Annotated in this window: 14 protein-coding genes; 3 read left to right on the top strand and 11 right to left on the bottom strand. The window is 67.6% G+C overall.

All coding sequences use genetic code 11. From position 1 onward, the window contains the following. Positions 1-12 precede the first annotated feature (12 nt). Complete coding sequence (locus A9Z05_RS35440; RefSeq protein ID WP_044847863.1) at positions 13-525, bottom strand: winged helix DNA-binding protein; 513 nt, start codon at positions 523-525, stop codon at positions 13-15. 149 nt (positions 526-674) lie between these two features. On the opposite strand from A9Z05_RS35440, the gene pxpB reads away from it, so the two are divergent. Genes pxpB through pxpA form a run of 3 tightly spaced genes read left to right on the top strand, consistent with a single transcriptional unit; the run spans position 675 to position 3,216 of the window. After that, positions 675-1,331: a 5-oxoprolinase subunit PxpB gene (gene pxpB / locus A9Z05_RS28260; RefSeq protein WP_069620994.1), complete on the top strand. Its 657-nt coding sequence runs from the start codon at positions 675-677 to the stop codon at positions 1,329-1,331. After that, a complete protein-coding gene (locus A9Z05_RS28255; protein ID WP_069620993.1) occupies positions 1,328-2,395 on the top strand; it encodes a biotin-dependent carboxyltransferase family protein in 1,068 nt (355 codons plus the stop codon). Before pxpB ends, A9Z05_RS28255 begins: the two co-directional genes overlap by 4 nt. 56 nt (positions 2,396-2,451) lie before the next feature. Further along, entirely contained in the window at positions 2,452-3,216 is a 765-nt protein-coding gene (pxpA, locus tag A9Z05_RS28250; protein ID WP_069620992.1) for a 5-oxoprolinase subunit PxpA, read from the top strand. Positions 3,217-3,777: 561 nt separating this feature from the next. On the opposite strand, the gene A9Z05_RS28245 is transcribed toward pxpA, so the two are convergent. The 10 genes from A9Z05_RS28245 to A9Z05_RS28200 form a co-directional block, all read right to left on the bottom strand. Continuing rightward, the gene (locus A9Z05_RS28245) at positions 3,778-4,923 is read right to left on the bottom strand and encodes a TraB/GumN family protein (RefSeq protein WP_069620991.1); all 1,146 of its coding nucleotides are present in this window, start codon (positions 4,921-4,923) and stop codon (positions 3,778-3,780) included. Continuing rightward, entirely contained in the window at positions 4,916-5,932 is a 1,017-nt protein-coding gene (locus A9Z05_RS28240; protein ID WP_069620990.1) for a peptide ABC transporter ATP-binding protein, read from the bottom strand. Before A9Z05_RS28240 ends, A9Z05_RS28245 begins: the two co-directional genes overlap by 8 nt. Continuing rightward, the gene (locus A9Z05_RS28235; protein WP_069620989.1) at positions 5,929-6,975 is read right to left on the bottom strand and encodes an ABC transporter ATP-binding protein; all 1,047 of its coding nucleotides are present in this window, start codon (positions 6,973-6,975) and stop codon (positions 5,929-5,931) included. Before A9Z05_RS28235 ends, A9Z05_RS28240 begins: the two co-directional genes overlap by 4 nt. Position 6,976: 1 nt before the next feature. Next, positions 6,977-7,894 carry an ABC transporter permease subunit gene (locus A9Z05_RS28230; protein WP_069620988.1) on the bottom strand — a complete coding sequence of 306 codons (918 nt, stop codon included), beginning with the start codon at positions 7,892-7,894 and terminating at the stop codon, positions 6,977-6,979. A gap of 4 nt (positions 7,895-7,898) precedes the next feature. After that, entirely contained in the window at positions 7,899-8,909 is a 1,011-nt protein-coding gene (locus A9Z05_RS28225; RefSeq protein WP_069620987.1) for an ABC transporter permease subunit, read from the bottom strand. 118 nt (positions 8,910-9,027) lie between these two features. Then, a complete protein-coding gene (locus A9Z05_RS28220) occupies positions 9,028-10,656 on the bottom strand; it encodes an ABC transporter substrate-binding protein (protein ID WP_069620986.1) in 1,629 nt (542 codons plus the stop codon). A gap of 320 nt (positions 10,657-10,976) precedes the next feature. Continuing rightward, positions 10,977-12,284 (bottom strand): MFS transporter, encoded by a 1,308-nt coding sequence (locus A9Z05_RS28215; protein WP_069620985.1) that lies wholly within the window; start codon positions 12,282-12,284, stop codon positions 10,977-10,979. 190 nt (positions 12,285-12,474) lie between these two features. Next, a complete protein-coding gene (locus A9Z05_RS28210; RefSeq protein ID WP_021163765.1) occupies positions 12,475-12,786 on the bottom strand; it encodes a high-potential iron-sulfur protein in 312 nt (103 codons plus the stop codon). Positions 12,787-12,943: 157 nt separating this feature from the next. Beyond that, positions 12,944-14,053, bottom strand: a complete 1,110-nt coding sequence (locus tag A9Z05_RS28205; protein ID WP_069620984.1) for an NAD(P)/FAD-dependent oxidoreductase — start codon at positions 14,051-14,053, stop codon at positions 12,944-12,946. Between the two features lie 169 nt (positions 14,054-14,222). Next, positions 14,223-15,203 carry an AAA family ATPase gene (locus tag A9Z05_RS28200; protein ID WP_069620983.1) on the bottom strand — a complete coding sequence of 327 codons (981 nt, stop codon included), beginning with the start codon at positions 15,201-15,203 and terminating at the stop codon, positions 14,223-14,225. Positions 15,204-15,231 lie beyond the last annotated feature (28 nt).

The following is a 15,231-nucleotide window of genomic DNA, read 5'->3' as shown; positions in this document are numbered from 1 at the left end:
GCCATCGTCTTTTTACAGCGACGCCGCCGCGCGCGCGGCCGTGTCGTAGAGGCCCGATGCGTGGCGCAGCAACTGCGCCGCGTCGCCGATCTGCTCGTTGGTGAGGCCGCTGTCCTTCAGCGTCTCGATCAGGCAATGCTCGCGCACCTCGCGATACTTCAGGCACAGCTCGCGGCCCGCGTCGGTCGCGAAGAAGAACACTTCCTTGCCGCTCTTTTCGCTTTTCACATAGCCGCGGGCGATCAGTTTTTTCAGCGCATAGGTCGCGACGTGCGTATCCTCGATATTGAGCACGAAGCAGATGTCGGCGAGCTTCTTCTTGCGTTCGCGATGGCTGACGTGATGCAGCAGCGAAACCTCGACCGCCGTCATGTCCTTCGCGCCCGCCGCCGACATGCAGCGCACCATCCAGCGATTGAACGCGTTGCCGGCCATGATGAGCCCGTATTCGAGCTCCGACAGCTCCGCGCTCGAATCGGAAACGAGGTGTTCGGATGACACGATCTTGGTCGCAGGACGCTTCATGGAAAGGCGGCGCAAGCCGGATGACAGGATGTGCCCGAGTGTACGCCAGAAGCCCCGGCCTACGAGCTAGGCGAAAACGCTTATTGAGAAGTTGTCGATATTTTATTGACAATGTGCGCTAACATTGCCGTCCGAACCGTGCCAGTCCGATGACGCCACCCCGCATTTATCCGCTCGGCGATGCCGCCCTCGTCTGCGAGGTGCCGCCGCCCGCCACGCTCGATTGCCAGCGCCGCGTCTGGGCCGTGGCGGAGGCCGCGCGCGCGTGGCCCGACGTGGTCGACGTCGTCCCCGGCATGAACAACCTGACCATCGTGTTCGACCCGCTCGCCGCGACGGCCGATTCGCTCACGCCCGCGTTGCGCGATGCGTGGGAGACGGCCGACGTCGAGCACGCGGACGGCCGCGAGGTCGAGATCCCGGTCGAGTACGGCGGGGCCGCCGGCCCCGACCTGGCCGCCGTCGCCGCGCACACGGGCCTGTCGGCCGACGAGGTCGTCGCGCGCCACGCGGCCGGCGCCTATGTCGTGTTCTTCGTCGGATTCCAGCCGGGCTTCGCGTATCTGGGCGGCCTCGACGCGTCGCTGCATACGCCGCGCCGCGCGGCGCCGCGCCTCGAGGTGCCGGCCGGCTCGGTCGGCATCGGCGGCGCGCAGACGGGCATCTACCCGGCCACGTCGCCCGGCGGCTGGCAACTAATCGGCCGCACGTCGCAGCAGCTGTTCGATCCGGCGCGGCCGCAGCCGACGCTGCTGCTGCCCGGCGACCGCGTACGCTTCACCATTGCGGGAGTCGACGCACGATGACCCAGAGCAACGCACCGGGCACCGTCGAGGTCGTGCGGGCCGGCCCGCTGTCGACCGTGCAGGATCTCGGGCGCCGCGGCACGCGCCATCTCGGCGTCGCGCAAGGCGGCGCGCTCGACGGTCTCGCGCTCGAAGTCGGCAACCGGCTGGTCGGCAACCGCCCCGACGCGGCGGCCGTCGAAATCACGATCGGCCCCGCCACGTTCCGCTTCACGCGCGCCACGCGCATCGCGATCACCGGCACCGAGTTCGGCGCGACGCTCGACGGCAAGCCCGTGTATTCGTGGTGGAGCCTGCCGGTCGACGCCGGCCAGACGCTCGTGCTGCCGGCCGCGAAGCGCGGCATGCGCGGCTACCTGTGCATCGCGGGCGGCATCGACGTGCTGCCGATGCTCGGCTCGCGCAGCACCGATCTCGCGTCGCGCTTCGGCGGCCTCGGCGGCCGCACGCTGCGCGACGGCGACCGGCTGCCGGTCGGCGCGCCGCCGGCCGGCGCCGGCTGCCTCGCGGCCGACGCGCCCGAATTCGGCGTGAAGGCGCCGGCGTGGTGCGCGTTCGTGCGCGTCGACGAGCCGCCGCGCCGTCACCGCCCCGCGCATGCGCCGTGGGCGATGCCCGTGCGCGTGCTGCCGGGCCCCGACTACGCGTCGTTCGCGGCCGATTCGCAGCAAGCGTTCTGGGACGAGGAATGGCTCGTCACCGCGAACAGCAACCGGATGGGCTATCGCCTCGCCGGCGCCGAGCTCGTGCGCGAGCGGCCGGTCGAGCTGCTGTCGCACGCGGTGCTGCCCGGCACGATCCAGGTGCCGCCGAATGGCCAGCCGATCGTGCTGATGCACGACGCGCAGACCACCGGCGGCTACCCGAAGATCGGCACGGTGATCCGCGCCGACCTGTGGAAGCTCGCGCAGGCGCGGCTCAACCTGCCGATCCGCTTCGTGCGCACGACGCCCGACGCCGCGCGCGCCGCGCTCGTCGCGGAACGGGCGTACCTCCGGCAAATCGACGTCGCGATCGAGATGCGCGAGGAAGCGCGCCGCCGCGCCCAATCGCGCGCGGCGTGACAATGGCGGAAGCAGCAGCGAAAGACGCGCCACGCAACCAGTGGACGAGGAACATCATGGAAATCGATCTGAATGCCGATCTCGGCGAAGGATGCGGATCGGACGAGGCGTTGCTCGACCTCGTCACGTCGGCAAATATCGCATGCGGCTGGCATGCAGGCGGCGCGAATGCGATGCGCGACTGCGTGCGCTGGGCCGTGCAGAAAGGCGTGTCGATCGGCGCGCACCCGAGCTTTCACGATCCGGAGAATTTCGGCCGCAAGGAAATGCAGCTGCCGGCGGGCGACATCTATGCGGGCGTGCTGTACCAGCTCGGCGCGCTGTCGGCGATCGCGCAGGCCGAGGGCGGGCGCATCGCGCACGTGAAACCGCACGGCGCGCTGTACAACCAGGCCGCGCGCGACCCGATGATCGCCGACGCGGTGGTGTCCGCGATCCACGACTTCGATCCGTCGCTCGCGGTGTTCGGGCTTGCGAACAGCGTATTCGTCGCGGCCGCGCGGCATGCGGGACTCGCGGCGGTGGAGGAAGTGTTCGCCGATCGCGGCTACCGCGCGGACGGCTCGCTGGTGCCGCGCAGCCAGCCCGGCGCGTTGATCGACGATGAAGACGCGGTGCTCGCGCGCACGCTCGACATGGTGCGCAACCGGCAGGTGCGCGCGCTGAGCGGCGAATGGGTGCCGCTCAATGCGCAGACCGTCTGCCTGCATGGGGACGGGCCGCATGCGCTGGCGTTCGCGAAGCGGATCCGCGCGGCGCTCGAGGCCGCCGGCGTCGACGTGGTTGCGCCCGGGACGGTGCAGGCCGACGAGGGCGCGTAACGAAGCAGTCGGCACCTTGCGTGCGCGCGCCGCACGTTTTCGTCGCACCAAAAGAAAAAAGCGCCCTCGTGGCGCTTTTCCGTTGGCGCAATCGCTGCGGCTTCGCCGTCTGTCGATTCACCCCCCGAAACCGTCTTTCGACGGTGACCGGAAAAATATTCCGGATTAAAAAACGTCCGCCGCCGCCCGATCACTGCCTTCCCCGGTCAGACGACGGAACGTCGCTTATGTGCAAGTCGACCTGCATGCATGTGTTGTTCGACGATGATTGGCCCCGCCGTGCATGCAGACTCTCCGCGGCCGGCACGTGCTTCACGTGCCGGCGACGCTCACCCCGCGCTTTATTTCTGCTACCCCGTAGAACTTATCTATTCTTTTCATTTTTTCAACTTGTGGGATGAAGAATAGATATCGGCCGATCGGGATGTCAATCGTTTTAAACGCTATTTTCCGACGATTCGAGGGTTTTCCTTATCGAACGACGCCCGCGCGCAAGCGCTTCGCGCGGGGCACGCGACGTCGATCAAACAGGGGAAGATCGGTGCGGGCAGCCTGGCGCGATCAGTTCGCGTCGACCCGGTATCCTTGCTGGCGCAACAATTCGAGCACGCCGCGCGAGCCGCCCAGATGCAGCGCGCCGATCGCGACGAACAGCGGCCGGTTCGGCGCGGCGATTGCCGTCATCCGTGCAACGAAGCGCCGGTTGCGCTCGTACACGATCTTGTTGTCGAGCGACGCCGACAACGCCTTCGAACGCGCGAGCCGCTCGCTCTTCGCGACGGCCCACGCGGCGATCGCATCGGCGTCGCCAATTCGCCACAGCCGGTGCAGCGCCTTGATGTCGTCGGCGTTCTGCGCGGGCGTCTGCACCATGTCCTGCGCGAGCATCTCGCGCTGCTCGGCGAGCGTCAGCCCGGTGAATGCGCGCATCTGTTCGGCGAGCGTCTCGAGCCCGATCACGCGGCCGCCCTTGCGCTTCAGGAACACGTTCTGCAGTTGCGCCTCGGTGCCGTATTCGGTCTGCAGGCCGGCCGACAGCGAATCGTAGGTCTCGACGACGAGCGCCGCGAGCCACGGCCGCATCTTGCGGATCTCGGCGAGCGCGGCCGGATTGCCGCGCAGGCGCGCCGCGAGCCGCTGCCACAGCGGCTCGGGCAGCAGGCGCTGCAGGCACGGGTAGCGGCACACGCCGTACTTCGACACGTCGTCCTGCGATTCGAGCAGATCGTCGGGCGACAGCTCGAGCGCGAGCGTCGGCGACGCGGCGAGCGCCGCGAGGATCTGCGGCCGGAACGGCTGCGCGCTCGGGTAATCGGACGGGTCGCCCGTGTGCAGCGTGCCGAGCACGTAGAGCGTGACCTTGCCCCGGGTCGCGACGTAGAACGGCATGCGCGCCGGCTGCACGCGCACGGTGCCGCGCGACACCGTGCCATCGGACACGGCCGGCGCATGGAAGCCCGGCAGGCTCATGCCGGACGGCCGCGCCTGCGACGGATGAATCGGCGAGGTCGCCGGCGCGCGCCCTTCGGCGCGCGCCGGTTCGACGGGGACCACGACGCTGGCCGCCACGCACGCGCCGGCCAGCGCCGCGCCCGTGACGGTACGCACGCTCCAGCGCCGCGCGCAGCGGTACGCGCGCATCGCGCGCGCGCCGCCGGCTCCCGCACGGCGCACGCCGGACGCGCGCGCCGCCAACGCTTCAGGCATTCTCCTCCCCGACCTCCTCGGCGCGGTGGCAGGCCACGCGCCGGCCGTCGACTTCGCGCAATGGCGGCTCCTCGACGCGGCACCGCTCGATCGCGTACGGGCAGCGCTGGTGGAACGCGCAGCCCGACGGCGGATTGAGCGGCGACGGCAACTCGCCCTGCAGCTTGATCTGCACGCGGCGATCTTCCTCGAAGATCGCCGGCGTCGCCGACATCAGCGCCCGCGTGTACGGATGGCGCGGCCGGGCGTAGATCGTCGCCTTGTCGCCGAGTTCGGCGACGCTGCCGAAGTACATCACCATCACGTCGTCCGCGACGTGCTCGACCACCGACAGGTTGTGCGAGATGAACACGTAGCTCGTCTTGAACTGCTCCTGCAGATCCATGAACAGGTTCAGGATCTGCGCCTGGATCGACACGTCGAGCGCGGACACCGGCTCGTCGGCGACGACGATGCGCGGATCGAGGATCATCGCGCGCGCGATCGCGACCCGCTGGCGCTGGCCGCCCGAGAACATGTGCGGATAGCGCTTCGCGTGCTCGGGGCGCAGGCCGACCGTGCGCATGATCTGCGCGATGCGCGCGGCGCGCTCGGCGGCCGTCAGGTTCGCGTTGATCTCGAGCGGCTCGGCGAGCGTCTGCTCGACGGTCTTGCGCGGGTTCAGCGAGGCGAACGGGTTCTGGAACACCATCTGCACGCGGCGGCGCAGGTCGGCGACCGTCTCGCGGTTCGCGCCGGCGACGTTCTTGCCGTCGATCACGAGGCTGCCCGCGGTGGGCGTCTCGATCATCGTCAGCTGGCGCGCGAGCGTCGACTTCCCGCAGCCCGACTCGCCGACGACGGCGAGCGTCTTGCCGCGCTTCAGCGAGAACGACACGCCGTTCAGCGCCTTCACCGTGCCCTGCCCGAACATCCCGCGTTTCACCGAATAGTGTTTCGCGAGGCCGTCGGCCACCAGTACCGCTTCCTCGTCGTGCGACGTGGCACGGACTTCTTGATCTGCATTCATCGTGAACTCCTGTCGACCGGAGTTTGCGCTTTAGCGCTTACTCCGGTCCCATGCAAAGCCGTCAGGTCGAGGTTGGAAACATTGAGCGGCTTGATGCAGCGCGCGCGCATCGCGTCGTTGCCCGACACCAGCGCGTCGAGCGCCGGTCGCGCCTTGCGGCAGTCGTCGACGACGTACTTGCAGCGCGGCGCGAACAGGCACCCGGACGGGCGATCATCGCGGCCCGGCACCATGCCCGGCAATGCGGCAAGGCGACGCGCCCCCTGATTGTGCTCGGGAATCGCCGCGAGCAGCGCTTCGGTGTACGGATGATGCGGCGCGCGGAAGATGTCGGGCACGCGGTTGGTCTCGATGATCTCGCCCGCGTACATCACCGCGACGCGATGCGCGACCTCCGACACCACGGCCAGATCGTGCGAGATCAGCACGAGCGCCATCCCGCGTTCCTTCTGCAGCTTCACGAGCAGATCCATGATCTGCGCCTGGATCGTCACGTCGAGCGCGGTGGTCGGCTCGTCGGCGATCAGCAGCTTCGGGTTGCACGCGACGGCCATCGCGATCATTACGCGCTGGTTCATCCCGCCCGACATCTGGTGCGGGAACGACGCGATGCGGTTCTTCGCATCGGGAATGCCGACCTGGTCGAGCAGTTCGAGCGCGCGCCGGTGCAGCGCGTCGCCGCGCAGCCCTTCGTGCAGCTTCAGCACTTCCTTGATCTGGTAACCGACGGTGTAGCTCGGGTTCAGGCTCGTCAGCGCGTCCTGGAACACCATCGCGATGTCCTTGCCGACGATCTTGCGGCGCGCCTTCGGCGACGCCTTCAGCAGGTCGACGCCGTTGAACGTGACCTCGTCGGCCGTCACCTTGCCGGGCGCGTCGATCAGGCCCATCAGCGCCATCATCGTCACGCTCTTGCCCGAGCCCGATTCGCCGACGACGCCCACCACCTCGCCCGGCGCGACCGACAGGTTGATCCGGTCGACCGCGGGCAGGCCGTTGAAGTTCACCGCGAGATTGCGGATGGTCAGTAGGTTCTCGCTCATGTCATGCCATCCGCTTCAGTTTGGGATCGAGCGCGTCGCGCAGCCCGTCGCCGAGCAGGTTGATCGCGAGCACCGAAATCAGGATCGACAGGCCGGGCATCGTCACGATCCACCATGCGTTGTCGATGTAGTCGCGCGCGGAAGCGAGCATCGCGCCCCACTCGGCGGTCGGCGGTTGCACGCCGAGGCCGAGGAAGCCGAGCGCGGCCGCGTCGAGGATCGCCGACGAGAAGCCGAGCGTCGCCTGCACGATCAGCGGCGCCGTGCAGTTCGGCAGCACCTGCGAGAACATCAGGCGCAGCGTGCCGGCGCCGGCCACGCGCGACGCGGTCACGTATTCCTTCTGCAGCTCGCCGAGCGCCGATGCGCGCGTGAGACGCACGTAGGCCGGCAGCGCGACGATCGCGATCGCGAACATCGTGTTGGTGAGGCCCGGGCCGATGATCGCGACGACCGCGACCGCGAGCAGCAGCGACGGCAGCGCGAGCAGCACGTCCATGATGCGCATCACCGGCGTGTCCGCCCACTTCTGGAAGAACGCGGCGACGAGCCCGAGCACGATGCCGGGGATCAGCGCGAGCACGACCGACACGAAGCCGATCCAGAACGACATCCGCGCGCCGAACATCAGCCGCGAAAGGATGTCGCGGCCCGCTTCGTCGGTGCCGAGGACGAATTGCCAGTTACCGCCGGCGAGCCACGCGGGCGGAATCTTCACGTAGTCGCGGTATTGCTCGACCGGGCTGTGCGGCGCGATCAGCGGCGCGAGCAGCGCGACTGCGATCAGCACGATCACGACGATGCCCGCGCCGACGGCGCCGCGGTTGCGCGAGAAGTTGGCCCAGAACTCGCGTAGCGCAAGCGCACGGCCGCCGGCCGGCGCGGATTCGGTCGGCAGGGTATTTTGCAGATTGCTCATGGAATTACCTCGTGTGGCGGATGCGCGGATTCAGCACGCCGTACAGCAGGTCGACGACCAGGTTCACGACGATCACGAGCGTCGCGATCAACAGGATGCCGCCCTGGACGACCGGATAGTCGCGGCGGCCGATCGCATCGATCAGCCACTTGCCGACGCCGGGCCACGAAAAGAGCGTCTCGGTCAGCACGGCGCCAGCAAGCAGCGTGCCGATCTGCAGGCCGATCACGGTGACGACCGGGATCAGCGCATTGCGCAGCGCATGCACGACGACCACGCGCACGGGCGACAGCCCTTTCGCGCGGGCGGTGCGGATGTAGTCCTCGCGCAGCACCTCGAGCATCGACGAGCGCGTCATCCGCGCGATCACCGCGAGCGGGATCGTGCCGAGCACGATCGCGGGCAGGATCAGGTGGCTCACCGCCGACTTGAACGAGCCTTCGTCCGGCGCGAGCAGCGCGTCGATCAGCATGAAGCCGGTCGGGTGCGGGAAATCGTATTCGACCGCGATGCGCCCCGACACGGGCGTCCAGCCCAGATACGACGAGAACACCATGATGAGGATCAGCCCCCACCAGAAGATCGGCATCGAATAGCCGGTGAGCGCAGTGCCCATCACGCCGTGATCGACGACCGAGCCGCGCCGCAGCGCGGCGATCACGCCGGCCGGCAGCCCGACCACGAGCGCGAACACGAGCGCGCACAGCGACAGTTCGACGGTCGCCGGGAAGCGCGCGAAGAACTCGCCCGCGACGCTCGTGTTGGTGATGATCGACATGCCGAGGTCACCATGCAGCGCCCGGCCGATGTAGTGGATGTACTGCAGGGGCAGCGGCTGGTCGAGCCCGAGGCGTTTCATCGCCTCTGCGTGCATCGCGGGATCGACGCCGCGCTCGCCCATCATCACTTCGATGGGGTCGCCCGGTATCAGGTGAATCAGCGCAAACGCCAGGATGGTGATGCCGATGAAAGTCGGGATCACCATCCCCACGCGGCGCAACACGAATCTGAACATGATGCGTCTCGTATTTTCTTGTGGGAAATGTGCGACCGGCGACGAAGGGCTTTTGGCCCCTCGCCGCCGGATGATTTCAAGCCGGTTTTCTCAATGACGACAGCTTACGCCAGCCCGGTTACTTCACGCTGACACCGTCGAAACGCGCATAGCCGAGCGGTTCGATCCGCATGTCGACCACGTTCTTGCGCACCGGCTGGTAGACGGTCGAGTTCGCGATCGGCGAGAACGGCAGCTGTTGCGCGAAGATCTGCTGCGCCTGCGTGTAGAGCTTCGTGCGCGCGTCCTGGCCCGTCGTCGTGCGGCCCTTCTGGACCAGCTCGTCGAACGGCTTGTAGCACCAGTGCGAGAAGTTGTTGCCCTTGATCGCCTCGCAGCCGAGCAGCGTGCCGAGCCAGTTGTCGGGGTCGCCGTTGTCGCCCGTCCAGCCGATCAGCATCGTGTCCTGCTCGCCCGAGTGCGCGCGCTTGATGTACTCGCCCCATTCATACGTGACGATCTTCGCCTTCACGCCGATCTTCGCCCAGTCGGCCTGGATCATCTCGGCCATCAGGCGCGCGTTCGGGTTGTACGCGCGCTGCACGGGCATCGCCCACAGCGTGATCTCGAAACCGTTCGGGAAGCCTGCCTTCGCGAGCAGCGCCTTCGCCTTCGCTGTGTCGTAGGCCGGCAGCTTCAGGTTCTTGTCGTACGACCATTGGGTCGGCGGCATCGGCGCGTTCGCGGCCTGGCCGGCGCCCTGGTAGACGGATTCCAGGATCGCCTTCTTGTTGATCGCCATGTCGAGCGCCTGACGCACTTCGAGCTTGTCGACCGGCTTGTGCTCGACGTTGTACGCGAGGTAGCCGAGGTTGAAGCCGGCCTGCGACGGCATGTCGACGTTCGAATCGGCCTTCAGCGTCGCGATGTCGGCCGGGCGCGGATAGCTCATCACCTGGCATTCGTTGCGCTTGATCTTCTGCACGCGCACGCCCGGATCCGGCGTGATCGAGAAGATCAGCTTCGACAGCTTCACTTCGCCCTTCTTCCAGTAATCAGGATTGCCGTCGAAGCGGATCGTCGCATCCTTCGTGTAGCTGCGGAAGATGAACGGGCCCGTGCCGACCGGCTTCTGGTTGATGTCGGCGGCCTTGCCGGCCTTCATCAGCTGGTCGCCGTATTCGGCCGACAGGATCGACGCGAATTCCATCGCCATGTTCTGGATGAACGGCGCGTTCGGCTCGGCCAGCGTGAACTTCACGGTGTACGGATCGACCTTCTCGATCTTCGTGATCAGCTTGTCGAGGCCCATGTCGGTGAAGTACGGGAACGACACCGGGTACGCCTTGCGGAACGCATTGTTCGGGTCGAGCATGCGCTGGAACGAGAACAGCACGTCGTCCGCGTTGAATTCACGCGTCGGCTTGAAGAAGTCGGTCGTGTGGAACTTCACGCCGTGGCGCAGGTGGAACGTGTACACCTTGCCGTCGGACGACACGTCCCACTTCTCGGCGAGGCCGGGCTCGACCTTCGTGCCGCCGCGCTCGAATTCGACGAGGCGGTTGTAGACGGTGAACGTGGCGGCGGTGAAATCGACGCCGGTCGTAAATTGCGCGGAATCGAAACCCGCCGGGCTGCCTTCTGAGCAGTAGACGAGCGTTTTGTTCGGGATCTGTGCGAATGCAGAGCCCGCGACGCCGAGCGATGCCGCTGCCACGCCTGCCATGGCGGTAACACGCAGGGTGTGCAACAGACGGTTGTATTCCATGTTTCCTCCAGGTCTCCAGATCGGAACCGGTCCCGCCAGGGTCCGGCGTACGCGGATATTACTTGAGCTAACGATGCGGCAACAAGCTGGAGAAAAAACTCTTCTAGATGCCCGCCGGGTTTTTGCCGATTTTTAGTGGGGGTAAAAAATGCGACAACGCGCGCGAGCGACAATTTCGTGCATTTCGCGCATGTTTCGTTCGACGACTAAACAATTCGGGTGCGAACACGAACGGGGCGCCGCACCGTTTCCCCGCGTTGCGCAGCACATCATTGCGCTTTGCGAAACGATTCGATGACCGTCTTCAAATCGTCATGCCGTCACGCCGGCGCGTCGAGGTCGGCGTTGCGCGCGGGCACGAACGCGACCGCGACGATCGACAGCGCGATTCCCGCCATCACGTAGTAGGTCGGCGCGAGCGGCGTGCCGGTCACCTTGATCAGCCACGTGACGATGAACTGGCCGAAGCCGCCGAACAGCATCACCGCGACGTTGTACGCGATCGACAGCCCGGTCGAGCGCACGTTGGCCGGGAACAGCTCGGCGATCATCGCGCCGAACGGCCCGTAGTAGCCCGCGAGCGTCACCGACAGCACGGCCTGCACCGCAATCAGCCGCCCGATGCTCGGCGCCGCGTCGAGCCACGCGAACAGCGGATACATCAGCGCGAGCGTCAGCACGAGCGACCACAGCGACAGCCCCTTGCGGCCGATGCGATCCGACCACGCGCCCGCGACCGGCGACAGCACCATCAGCAGCAGGTTGCCGACGATCACCGCGTAGAACGATTCCGCATAGGGCAGCTTCAGCTGCTTCACCGCAAAGGTCGGCAGATAGCTGATCAGCACGTAGATCGTCACGGTGAGCGCGATCACCGAGCCGAGCCCGCACAGCACCTCGCGCGGATGGCGCGTGAACACTTCGCCGAGCGTCGCGCGGCGCGCGCTCTGCTGCGCATGCAGGAATGCTTCGGAATCCGCGAGATGACGGCGGATGTAGAAGCCGATCGGGCCGATCACGAGCCCGAGGACGAACGGCACGCGCCAGCCCCAGCTGCGCAGCGCGTCGTGCGACAGCCCGCGCGTGACGGCCGCGCCGACGAGCGCGCCGATCAACAGTGCGCCCGCCTGGCTCGCCATCTGCCAGCTGCCATAGAAACCGCGTTTCGAGAATGGCGCCGCTTCGATCAGCAGCGCCGTCGCGCTGCCGAATTCGCCGCCCGCGGAGAAGCCCTGCAGCAGGCGGCCGAGCACGATCAGCAGCGGGCCGCCGATGCCGATCGCCGCATAGGGCGGCGCGATCGCGAGCAGGAAGATGCCGGCCGTCATCAGCAGGATCACGAGCGACAGCGCGGCCTTGCGGCCCGCACGGTCCGCGTACAGCCCGAACACGATCCCGCCGATCGGGCGCATGAAGAACGCGACGCCGAACGTCGCGGTGGTCAGCAGCAGCGACGAGTATTCGCTGGAGGTGGGAAAGAACAGCTCGGCGATCACGACCGTCATGAAGCCGAACACCGTGAAGTCGTACCACTCGAGCGCATTGCCGATCACGGCGGCCACGACGGCGCGCCGGTTCAGCGCGCGCTCGGGCCGGGCCGTTTTCGTTGAATTCGCAATCGTCGCCATGCGTGCCTCGTCCTCGTGGATTCGCCGTATCGGGCGGTTCGGCGCGCGGGGTACCGCGGCGCGCTGGTGTGCAGCGAGTGTAGAAAGCGACGGAACCGTTTTCAAGCATAAAAAAACGCCCGCCATCGAACGACAGCGAGCGTGTTGCGGTTTTCGCCGCATTGCGGCATCGCACGATGCCGCACGGGCCTCAACCCATCTTCGAGAAAGCGCTGCACCAGCCCTTCGCCGACACCTGCTTGCCGGGGAACGCGCCGCACGGGCCCGAAGCCGAGCCCTTCTTGCCCTGGTACAGCATGCAGGCCGCGCAATCCTGGCCCGCTGCGTATTTCGGGTACTTCGTCTTGTCGACCTTCGTGGCATCGGCCTTGTAGCCGAGCGCCACCGCGGTCGGATCGGTTTCCGACAGCATCGGCGCATCGGCCAGCGCTTCGCGCGACAGCGCCAGCGCGGAGACCGCGCCAATGCTCGTAATCAGGAAACTCCGACGGGATGTTTTCATGGGGGACTCGCTCCAACGTTATCGGTTTGAAAGCCGTTCTGGCGACGGCGTCCAACAGAATAACGCTCAAGCGAATAAATGTGCGCGCCGAAATGCCGGAGATAAGGGATTTCACACGGGTTCCATCCGGCCGGCCCGCACGGCGGCGGGCCGTGCGTCACGCGCGCGACACCATGTCGCCCACCCGCTGCGCGAGCGCGAGCGACGCGGTGAGCCCCGGCGACTCGATGCCGAACAGGTTCACGAGCCCGCGCACGCCGTGCTGCGCGGCGCCCTGCACGATGAAGTCGGCCGGCGGCTCGCCGGGCCCCGCGACCTTCGGCCGGATGCCCGCGTACGCCGGCTGCAGCGCGTCGTCGGGGAGGCCCGGCCAGAATGCGCGGATCGACGCGTAGAACGCGCCCGCGCGCGCCGGATCGACTTCGTAGCGCAGCGCATCGCACCACTCGACGTCCGGGCCGAAGCGCGCCTGCCCGCCGAGATCGAACGTCAGGTGCACGCCGAGCCCCGCACGATCGGGCATCGGGTAGATCAGGTGCGAGAACGGCGCACGGCCCGACAGACTGAAATAATTGCCGCGCGCGAGATAGAGCGGCGGCACCCAGCGCGGATCGAGGCCGCGCGTGCGGTGCGCGAGCGCCTGCGCGCCGAGCCCCGCGCTGTTGATCACGCACGACGCGTCGATCTCGGTCGGCGCGCCGCCGCCGGTGCGCACGATGAAGCGCCCGCCGCGCAGCACGTCGATCGACTCGACCGGAGATTGCAGCGCGCACACGGCGCCGTCGCGTTCGGCATCGCCGAGCAGCGCGAGCATCAGCTGATGGCTGTCGACGATGCCGGTCGACGGCGAGAACAGCGCCTCCACGCATTCGAGCGCGGGCTCGAGCGTCTGCGCTTCGGCGCGCGTGAGCGGCAGCAGGTCGAGCACGCCGTTTTCGGCCGCGCGCGCGCCGATCGCCTTCAACTGCTTCACTTGCGCGGCGCTCGTCGCGACCAGCAGCTTGCCGGTGCGCCGGTGCGGCACGTGATGCGTGTCGCAGAATTCGTACAGCAGGTCGCGCCCGTGCACGCACGACGTCGCCTTCAGCGACCCGCGCGGATAGTAGAGCCCCGCGTGAATCACCTCGCTGTTGCGCGAACTCGTGCCCGTGCCGATCGCGTCGGCCGCCTCGAGCACGATCGTTTCACGCCCGCGCGCGGCCAGCTCGCGCGCAATCGCCAGACCGACGACACCCGCGCCGATCACGACACAATCCGTCTGCTCCATGGCTTTTCGCGCTGCCCGCGCGTCGAAGGGAGAGAGAAGAATTGTACGTCCCGGTTCGCCCGCTTGCCGAACGCGTGCGCATCGTGTCGCGACGGTGCGAACAACGATGCGGCCGGGCGCGCAACGAACACCCCGCGCGCGCGCCGCAGCCGGACCGCGCGAGGCGGCGTCAGAAGCCGATCGGCCGGCGCTTCGCCGCGCCTTCGTCGGCGCGGATGTCGGCCGGCCCGATCGCGTCGCGGCCGTCGAGCCGCGCGGCGCCGAACGCGTGCAGCAGCGCGCGGCGCATCGTGCGCGGCGGCGTCGCGGCCAGCACGTCGAGCGCATCGTCGCCGAGCGTCTCGGGGAAACGCCGCCCCCACGCATGCGACGTGCGGATCTCGTCGTAGATCGTCTGCGCGATCCGGCGCGCGCCGGCCGCGTCGGGCGCCGCGATCTCGTACACGTTCATCCGGTTGAGCAGCGGCTCCGGAATCGCCTGCGCGTCGTTCGCGGTCGCGATCCAGATCACGTTGCCCGCGTTGATCGGCACTTCCGCGAATTCGTCGACGAACGCGCGCGCGGTGTCGTGCTCGAGCAACGCATACAGCGCGCCGAGCGGATCGTATTGCGCATCGCTGCCGGCCTTGTCGATCTCGTCGACCGCGATCACCGGGTTCGCGTAGCTGCCGTTCACGAGCGCGTCGAACACCTTGCCGGGCTTCGCGTTCTTCCATTGCGACGACGCGCCCGACAGGATCCAGCCGGCCGTCAGCGAACTCATCGGCACGTAGTGGTACGCGGTGCCGAGCAACTGCGCGAGCGCCTTCGCGAAATGCGTCTTGCCGATCCCGGGCGGCCCGAGCAGCAGGATCGGCATCAGTTCGAGCCGATCCTCCGTTTCGAGACACAGTGCGATCTGCTTGCGCACGTCGTCGAGCGGCTCGCCGAAATTCGGCAACGCTTCGCCGAGCGCGTCGAACGACGGCATCCGGTTCGGCTTCACGCAGAAGCGCAGATTCCCCGTCTTGAGCATCCGCTCGTAGGTCGAGCGCAGTGCGTCGCTCGCGCTCTCGTTCAGGTCGCTCAGCGCCGTCTCGACCTGCTCGAGGTCGTACACCGTGCTGAAGGACGCCACCGCCAGTTCCTGTTTCACCATCGCCGTCGTCATACCCACCTCGCTGCACTTGCCGTCATAC

This window comes from Burkholderia sp. A2 (assembly GCF_001729305.1).
Lineage (GTDB): Bacteria > Pseudomonadota > Gammaproteobacteria > Burkholderiales > Burkholderiaceae > Burkholderia > Burkholderia sola.
Note: the sequence above shows the minus strand (reverse complement) of the source record. Positions and strands in the feature narration are given on the sequence as shown.

What these genes read in the sequence shown, in the direction of transcription:
- pxpB (WP_069620994.1), top strand. Translation starts at nt 675, where the DNA reads ATGACGCCACCCCGCATTTATCCGCTCGGCGATGCCGCCCTCGTCTGC.
- pxpA (WP_069620992.1), top strand. Translation starts at nt 2,452, where the DNA reads ATGGAAATCGATCTGAATGCCGATCTCGGCGAAGGATGCGGATCGGAC.
- A9Z05_RS35440 (WP_044847863.1), bottom strand. Translation starts at nt 525, where the DNA reads ATGAAGCGTCCTGCGACCAAGATCGTGTCATCCGAACACCTCGTTTCC.
- A9Z05_RS28220 (WP_069620986.1), bottom strand. Translation starts at nt 10,656, where the DNA reads ATGGAATACAACCGTCTGTTGCACACCCTGCGTGTTACCGCCATGGCA.
- A9Z05_RS28205 (WP_069620984.1), bottom strand. Translation starts at nt 14,053, where the DNA reads ATGGAGCAGACGGATTGTGTCGTGATCGGCGCGGGTGTCGTCGGTCTG.
- A9Z05_RS28255 (WP_069620993.1), top strand. Translation starts at nt 1,328, where the DNA reads ATGACCCAGAGCAACGCACCGGGCACCGTCGAGGTCGTGCGGGCCGGC.
- A9Z05_RS28215 (WP_069620985.1), bottom strand. Translation starts at nt 12,284, where the DNA reads ATGGCGACGATTGCGAATTCAACGAAAACGGCCCGGCCCGAGCGCGCG.
- A9Z05_RS28200 (WP_069620983.1), bottom strand. Translation starts at nt 15,203, where the DNA reads ATGACGACGGCGATGGTGAAACAGGAACTGGCGGTGGCGTCCTTCAGC.
- A9Z05_RS28240 (WP_069620990.1), bottom strand. Translation starts at nt 5,932, where the DNA reads ATGAATGCAGATCAAGAAGTCCGTGCCACGTCGCACGACGAGGAAGCG.
- A9Z05_RS28245 (WP_069620991.1), bottom strand. Translation starts at nt 4,923, where the DNA reads ATGCCTGAAGCGTTGGCGGCGCGCGCGTCCGGCGTGCGCCGTGCGGGA.
- A9Z05_RS28235 (WP_069620989.1), bottom strand. Translation starts at nt 6,975, where the DNA reads ATGAGCGAGAACCTACTGACCATCCGCAATCTCGCGGTGAACTTCAAC.
- A9Z05_RS28230 (WP_069620988.1), bottom strand. Translation starts at nt 7,894, where the DNA reads ATGAGCAATCTGCAAAATACCCTGCCGACCGAATCCGCGCCGGCCGGC.
- A9Z05_RS28210 (WP_021163765.1), bottom strand. Translation starts at nt 12,786, where the DNA reads ATGAAAACATCCCGTCGGAGTTTCCTGATTACGAGCATTGGCGCGGTC.
- A9Z05_RS28225 (WP_069620987.1), bottom strand. Translation starts at nt 8,909, where the DNA reads ATGTTCAGATTCGTGTTGCGCCGCGTGGGGATGGTGATCCCGACTTTC.